This is a genomic window from Geminicoccus sp., from assembly GCF_036263595.1.
GTDB lineage: Bacteria > Pseudomonadota > Alphaproteobacteria > Geminicoccales > Geminicoccaceae > Geminicoccus.
In genome coordinates this window covers 54,603-61,147 of sequence record NZ_DATAGQ010000052.1, presented here as the reverse complement: position 1 = coordinate 61,147, position 6,545 = coordinate 54,603, and the positions used below count along the sequence as shown (strand labels likewise).

Annotated in this window: 7 protein-coding genes, 1 tRNA gene and 1 pseudogene; 1 reads left to right on the top strand and 8 read right to left on the bottom strand. The window is 64.3% G+C overall.

The window, feature by feature from the left end:
• Positions 1 to 348, bottom strand: a pseudogene (locus VHL31_RS04475) (hypothetical protein); the annotation flags it as partial.
• An 834-nt stretch (positions 349 to 1,182) separates the two neighbouring features.
• On the opposite strand from VHL31_RS04475, the gene VHL31_RS04470 reads away from it, so the two are divergent.
• Positions 1,183 to 1,671, top strand: coding sequence for a hypothetical protein (locus VHL31_RS04470; protein ID WP_329660005.1), 489 nt, complete (start codon positions 1,183 to 1,185; stop codon positions 1,669 to 1,671).
• A gap of 484 nt (positions 1,672 to 2,155) precedes the next feature.
• Here the strand turns inward: VHL31_RS04470 and VHL31_RS04465 are convergent.
• The 7 genes from VHL31_RS04465 to VHL31_RS04435 all read right to left on the bottom strand — a co-directional run bounded on the left by VHL31_RS04465 (position 2,156) and on the right by VHL31_RS04435 (position 6,526).
• Positions 2,156 to 2,233, bottom strand: a tRNA-Pro gene (locus VHL31_RS04465).
• Positions 2,210 to 2,809: a MerR family transcriptional regulator gene (locus VHL31_RS04460; RefSeq protein ID WP_329660004.1), complete on the bottom strand. Its 600-nt coding sequence runs from the start codon at positions 2,807 to 2,809 to the stop codon at positions 2,210 to 2,212. Before VHL31_RS04460 ends, VHL31_RS04465 begins: the two co-directional genes overlap by 24 nt.
• A complete protein-coding gene (locus VHL31_RS04455) occupies positions 2,806 to 3,129 on the bottom strand; it encodes an integration host factor subunit alpha (protein ID WP_329660003.1) in 324 nt (107 codons plus the stop codon). Before VHL31_RS04455 ends, VHL31_RS04460 begins: the two co-directional genes overlap by 4 nt.
• Positions 3,130 to 3,266: 137 nt before the next feature.
• Complete coding sequence (locus VHL31_RS04450) at positions 3,267 to 4,235, bottom strand: beta-ketoacyl-ACP synthase III (protein ID WP_329660002.1); 969 nt, start codon at positions 4,233 to 4,235, stop codon at positions 3,267 to 3,269.
• Positions 4,236 to 4,246: 11 nt separating this feature from the next.
• Positions 4,247 to 5,287 carry a phosphate acyltransferase PlsX gene (gene plsX / locus VHL31_RS04445; RefSeq protein ID WP_329660001.1) on the bottom strand — a complete coding sequence of 347 codons (1,041 nt, stop codon included), beginning with the start codon at positions 5,285 to 5,287 and terminating at the stop codon, positions 4,247 to 4,249.
• Positions 5,284 to 5,799 (bottom strand): DUF177 domain-containing protein, encoded by a 516-nt coding sequence (locus VHL31_RS04440; RefSeq protein ID WP_329660000.1) that lies wholly within the window; start codon positions 5,797 to 5,799, stop codon positions 5,284 to 5,286. Before VHL31_RS04440 ends, plsX begins: the two co-directional genes overlap by 4 nt.
• Positions 5,800 to 5,962: 163 nt before the next feature.
• Entirely contained in the window at positions 5,963 to 6,526 is a 564-nt protein-coding gene (locus VHL31_RS04435; protein ID WP_329659999.1) for a ubiquinol-cytochrome C chaperone family protein, read from the bottom strand.
• Positions 6,527 to 6,545: the final 19 nt, after the last annotated feature.

The window sequence follows — 6,545 nt, the reverse complement described above, 5'->3', positions numbered from 1 at the left end:
GCGATCTGGCGTCGTAGCTCCCAGCTCGTGGCGTCGTGGAAGGCGTGCACGATGACGTCCTTGATCGTGCTCACGGTTCGCTCTGCCTGTCGGTTGGTCCAAGGATGGCAGGGCCTGGTCAGTCGGTGCTCGATGCCGTTGGCCCAGCCCAGCCTTTGTGAACGGGTGCACCATGACCTGCCCGCCAGTGCGGGCCAGGTCGGAGAACTGCACGCCCCCGGATCGGGCCCGGGGCAGGCTGTTGTCGGTGAGCACGGTGTGGATCTTGTCCGGCACGGTCCGGATCAGGATCTTGGGGAAGCCTTGTGCAGCCAGCTTGTTGGCCTTGCGGCCAAGGCGGGCGAACACGAGCTTGGCGGTCCGATCGCCTCCCGGGCCTGCTGGCCCAGTCTCTCTTGGAGATTGGATCAGCCGTCAGCAGATGGCTGATGGCCACGAAGAGGTGGGCCTTCCCCTTGAGCGGTTCGGAGCTCGCAGATGTCGAGGTGGACGTAGCCGATCTCATAGGCCTCGAAGCGCTTGACCTTGTCCCGCGGAGGGCAAGGCAGGCGCGAGACGCCATCGGGCCGAAGCCCGATCCCCGGGCGGATGTCAGCAGCGCTGACAGGGCGCTGTAGAGCGCGATGGAGGGTGCTGCGGGACAAAGGCGAAGATCGCGTCCCGCATGACGCTGCAGAGATCATCGGCAGCCTTTATCTGTACCCGGACCGCCACCACGGCGCCCTCCTCCAGTGCCGACAGGACCGAACTCTTCCGCTGCTTAAGCCCCATCGGCAGGTCGCGGATGGAGGAGCGAAAGCGCTACTTCCTCACCGTCTTCCGACCCTGCCCGAGCCGGCGCGCGAGGACTGCGATGGGTACTTCTCGAGGATTGGATTTGTGCTCGGCTGCGAGCCATGGTCGTGGCGCTGCCGTGGTGAACCTGTGCCATGGAGCATCCAATTCGATCTTCGAGAGAGTAGGCCATCCGTAACGCCTGGGGGGCCAAACACCTAGCACCTGCGAATCCGTTTCCAGCCGCGTGCCCTCAGGCGCACATCGATCAGCACCCGGGTGGCGGCTTCGTCGAGATCGATCGCAGCCGCAGCCTGCTGGGCGGCTACGGCCGTTGCGAGCTGCATCGCTATGGGCGCAGCAGCAGCCGCCTCCTGCAGGCTCGCCAGCCGAGCCAGGGCAGCTTCCTTGGCGGCCCTCGGTCTCGGCAGCATACTCCTCCCGGAAGGCACACTCCTCGGCTGCCGCGCGTGCCTGATCTTCGGCACTCTGGCGTGCTGCCTCCGCCGCAGCATCTGCTTCCCGGGCACGGTCAGCCGCCGACAGACTGGCATTCCGTTCGGCCATGAGCCGGTCGAGCTCTTGGCGCAGGGCAGCTGTCGGGTCAGCTGGAGGACACGGCGGCAGGAACGATCCCAGCCTGAAGTGGCGGTCGCCGCCGTATGTCCGGTGGAACCAGATGTCCAGTTGGCCGGCGAGCTTCAGGCAGATGAGCGCGGTCGCATGGTCGCCGTGGTGTCGATGCACCGCCTCGTTTCCGGCACGTCGAAGATCGTGGAAGAGGTCGATTACCTCGCCGGAATACCCAGCCTCCAACAGAATCCGCCGCAACAAGTCGGCCTGCGGCTCCTCGGGCGACGTGAAGATGCCTGCCCGCGCCGTAACCTGCTGGGCTAGGATCTCGCCGAACTGGCGCAGCTTGATGAGGGACGTTGTCGGGTCTTCAGGAGAGTAGCGCTCGGTCTGGATAGCCATGCGAAGCAAGACCGGGTCGTATCAGGCGGGAAAGCCAAAGTTCGACGTCTCGGCCGTGATGACTGCATTTATCACGACGGCCGCCCGGATGCTCGCTGGCGACCAGCGTGTGAGACACTTCCCCAGCCGTCCAGGCCGAAGTTCCATTCAGCGCCTGAAACTGACCGCTCGCCTGTTAGGAGACACAACTAGGCGGCAAAATCTCACAGGCGAGACAGCCATTGAGATAAACGCCTCATGGCATCTGGCCACGCAACACGTGTGTACGAGGCAAAGATATCGCCCATGCCTGCGGCGTAGCCAGCCTTTAACAGGTCTACACTAACTCTAAGCTTCCTCGGTCCCTAGCTGGTACCTAAACCCTGGTCCTTCAGGTACCAGTGACCTATTAAGTCTCAGAAAAGCTTGGTCGGAGCGGCGAGATTTGAACTCGCGACCCCCAGTCCCCCAGACTGGTGCGCTAACCGGGCTGCGCCACGCTCCGTGCGGACCGGTCGATAGCACCGTCCGTCGGTTCCGACAACGCCGGGTTGCTTGTTCGACGAAGACGGCCTGCCAGATCGGCCAGCGCCAGCAGCTCGGCATGCAATTCCGCCAGCGCCCGGCGATACGCAGCGGCCCGGGGATCCGGCGCCTCCTCGATCGCCCTGCTCTCCGGCTGCTCGTCGAGATCGTCTTCTGGCAAATCATCGGGGCTGGCAGTCGAACCTACCGGTTCCGGTGCGATGCCCGGCAGGGAAGGCTCCCCCTCCTCGACACCTGGCCGGCGGCGCACCCGCAGGAGCTTCTGCACACCCTTGATCGTGTAGCCTTCATCGTAGAGCAGGCCACGGATGCGCCGGAGAAGATCGATATCCTCCGGCCGGTAATAGCGGCGCCCCCCGCCCCGCTTAAGCGGCCGCACCTGTGGAAACTTGCTTTCCCAGAAGCGCAGCACATGCTGTGCTACGTCGAGTTCGTCCGCCACCTCGCTGATCGTGCGAAAGGCGGTCGCCGCCTTGGCCGGGCGAGACAGCGAGCGGTCGATCGTGCCTCCCGGGCCGACCAAGCTGTTGCTCATCCGTCAGCACCTGGGTCGGCCGGCGGCTCTTCGCCGTTCAATCTCGCCTTGAGAACCTGCGAGGGCCGGAACACCAGAACCCGACGGGGGAGGATTGGTACCTCTTCACCCGTCTTGGGATTGCGCCCGAGCCGTTCACCCTTCTGCCGAACTGCAAACGTGCCGAACGAGGAGATCTTGACCGTTCCGTCAGCCACCAGGGCATCCGAGACACGGTCCAGCACTTCGTCGACCAGCATGGCGGACTCGCTTCTGGACAGTCCCACTTCCTGGAAGACGGCCTCGGCCAGATGCGCTCGTGTGACCGTCCGCTCGGCCATGCCCGATCTCGTCCTCATTCACTGGAGTCGTTGGCAAGTCACGGTAAATCAACGCGATCCGCGAGCGCAAGGGTAGAGCGCCCACCTGCTCATGAGCAGAAGGCCAGTGTCACTTGCAACCTACGGACGACCAATGACTACCATCGGAGCAGAGCGGCACCCCAGGTGAACCCGCCTCCCATGGCGTTGAGCACCAGCAGGTCACCCTCCTTGATCCGGCCGTCCTTCACCGCGACATCCAAGGCTAGTGGGATGGAAGCGGCGGAGGTGTTGGCATGCCGGTCGACGGTCACCACGACCTGGTCGGCTGGTATGTCCAGTCGCTTGCCCACGGCCTCGATGATCCGCCGGTTCGCCTGATGCGGGATGAGGTAGTCGATATCGGCCATCCGCAGGCCCGCCTTGGCCACGACTTCGATCGCCGTTTCCGCCAGACGCTGTACAGCGTGACGGAACACCTCGCGGCCGTTCATGCGGAGCACGCCGATCGTGCCGGTCGATGACGCTCCGCCGTCAACGAACAGATGGTCGTACTGCCTCCCGTCAGCGGCCAGCGCCGTCGCCAGGATGCCACGGTCGGTCACGTGTCCGGGCTGCTCAGTCGCCGCAAGAACGACGGCACCAGCACCATCACCGAACAAGACACAGGTGCTGCGGTCATTGAAGTCCAGAATCTTGGAGAACGACTCCGCGCCGACCACCAGAGCGCGGCGTGCCCTTCCAGTCACCAGCATCGCATCGGCCACGGAGAGTGCGTAGACGAAGCCGGCGCAGACTGCCTGAACATCGAACGCTATGCCGATCGGCAGCCCCAATTTGCGCTGGACGGCCGTGGCTGTGGCGGGAAACGTATTGTCTGGCGTCGAGGTGGCTACGATCACAAGGTCGATCGATGCCGGCTCGATCCCGGCATCCTCGATGGCTCGCAACGCCGCGGCGACGCCCAGATCGGACGTCTGCTCCCCCTGAGCTACGAAGTGGCGACGCGTGATTCCTGTGCGTTCGCGGATCCATTCGTCCGATGTGTCGACCGTTTTCGCCAAATCGTCGTTCGTGATCATTCGCTCGGGCAGGTAAGACCCTATCCCGAGCACGATCGAGCGCATTGTTGCCACCTTCAGCCCACCGCCGCGGCGGGAGCACTGCTGTCCTGGGCCGCCATCCTGGTCATTTCCTCGATGATCCGCTCGTTGGCACCGGCCCGGACCAGTTCCACCGCCGCACCGATCGCATGGCCAAAGCCGACTGCATCGGTGCCGCCGTGGCTCTTCACCACGACGCCGTTCAGCCCCAGCAGCATCGCGCCATTGTATCGCCGTGGATCGAGCCGGGTGCGGACGCGGTCCAGCGCCGGCTTGGCCAGCAGATAGCCCAGCTTCGCTCTCCAGTCGGACCGGAATGCGGTCCGGAGGAACGAGCTGTACATGCTGGCGGTACCTTCGGCGATCTTGAGAGCGACGTTGCCGGTGAACCCGTCAGTCACCACGACGTCGACCACACCCTTGGTGACATCGGTCCCTTCCACGAAGCCGTAAAAGGCCCCCGCCAGCGAGCTGCTGCGCAAGATGGCGGCAGCCGAGCGGATCTCGTCGCTGCCCTTGAGGTCCTCGGTACCGATGTTCAACAGCCCGATCTTCGGATCTGCCACGCCGGTCACGATCCGAGCGAACACATGGCCCATGACTGCAAACTGCACGAGATGCTCGACGCCGCAATCCACATTGGCGCCAAGGTCCAGCACGACGGCGGTCTTGTCGCTGGTTGGCATCGGTCCTGCGATTGCCGGGCGGTCGATCCCAGGCAGTGTCTTCAGGACGAACTTCGCCATCGCCATCAATGCGCCGGTATTACCCGCAGAAACGGCGGCGGCGGCCGATCCGTCCTTCACCGCGTTGATGGCAAGCCGCATCGACGACTGACGCCCTTGCCGAAGCGCGAGCGAAGGCTTGGCGTCACCGGCCACGAACTCGCTGGTGTGGACGAACTCCATCGCAGCGATGTCGGGATGCTTGGCCAGATGGGGCCTTACCTTCGCCTCGTCGCCAAACAGGAGGAAACGCAGGTCAGGAAACCGCGCACGCGCGATGGCGGCGCCTTCGACCGCGACCTCGGGCGCGTTGTCGCCACCCATGAGGTCGAGCGCGATTACCAAGGTCATGATCGGCGGAGTGCCGATAGAGCCTGGAACGGATTGGGCCGATCAGCTTCACCGTCCTCGTCGACCTCAACTCCTGGCAAGCGGGGGTAAGGGTCGAGGGCAAGCGAAAGCTCCTCGACCACCGCTTCCCCAAGATCGATGGAGTCGCCTTCGAGCGGCTCCATGTCGGGTGCCTCGGCGTCGACCGCCTCTTCGTCCCCTTCCATTTCCGGTTTCCAGCCGGGCACGTAGAGCCGCTCGAACTCTGCCGTCAGTTCCACCGGGATGGGTTCAAGAGTCACAACGCAAGTCTGTGTTACCTGGGCCGTCAGCTTGCCCTTCAGCCGGACGCTGTCTCCATGCACCGGTCGATCCAGCTCGCAGTCGGCTTCCAGTTTGGCGACATCCTGCAACTCCAGGCGCTTGGCGATCGCGCGACGTTCCTCTGGCTCGGCATGAAGATGTACGACCAGGGGGGTTGCCGTAACCCGGTCCACCTTCTGCCGACGCTCGAACTCGACCGACCAGTCCACTCAAGTCCCCCACGAGGCCAATAGCCCTTGAAGTCAAGAACCACACTATCAGGTTATCACAACGACGACGACAGGAGGTCTTCGCGCGACGCACTTCTGCTCGGCCCCAGTCACCCGGCTGCCCATCGACTTGCCGAAGAGTTAGGAGCAGCCCCTTATAGGGTCAAGGTGCGCCGCCTTGCTGCTCTGCCCGCAGCCGCTGCAGGATCTGCAGCAGATCCGCCGCCAGTCCCTGCCCGTCTGCCGGGGCTTCTCTCGCTCCCGCATTCCGCTCGAGGAACACAGCCAGCTCCTGCTGATCACCTTGGGAGTCGGACTGCGTCGCAGGTGGCGGCAGCGCCCGCTGCGCCAGGGCGACCCGTGCTTTCCAGGTGTTACCGAGCTCACGCATCTGGCGGCCGACCGAAGGATCGCCGACACCCAGCTCGCGTAGGGAGCGGTCCATGTCGGTGAACATCAGGTCTACGACCTCCTGACCGATCCGCCGGCCATCTTCACCTCGATCGCCCAGAAGATTCAGCTCGACCATGACCTGCCAGGCGATCATCTCGTAGCGTCCTGCCGGGGTGTCGGCGACCTTGTACCGCATGTAGAGTTCCGGTCGGCGGGCCCGAACGACCGCGCGACGGTAGATCTTCGCCGCCTCCTGACGATCAGCGGCGACGTCCCTTGAGCCGAACAGCCGGCGAAGCCGCGCGACGATCCCGCCTTGTTGCTGAGAGTTCATGCGGTTAAGTACCCATGAC

What these genes read in the sequence shown, in the direction of transcription:
- VHL31_RS04435 (WP_329659999.1), bottom strand. Translation starts at nt 6,526, where the DNA reads ATGAACTCTCAGCAACAAGGCGGGATCGTCGCGCGGCTTCGCCGGCTG.
- VHL31_RS04455 (WP_329660003.1), bottom strand. Translation starts at nt 3,129, where the DNA reads ATGGCCGAGCGGACGGTCACACGAGCGCATCTGGCCGAGGCCGTCTTC.
- VHL31_RS04450 (WP_329660002.1), bottom strand. Translation starts at nt 4,235, where the DNA reads ATGCGCTCGATCGTGCTCGGGATAGGGTCTTACCTGCCCGAGCGAATG.
- plsX (WP_329660001.1), bottom strand. Translation starts at nt 5,287, where the DNA reads ATGACCTTGGTAATCGCGCTCGACCTCATGGGTGGCGACAACGCGCCC.
- VHL31_RS04460 (WP_329660004.1), bottom strand. Translation starts at nt 2,809, where the DNA reads ATGAGCAACAGCTTGGTCGGCCCGGGAGGCACGATCGACCGCTCGCTG.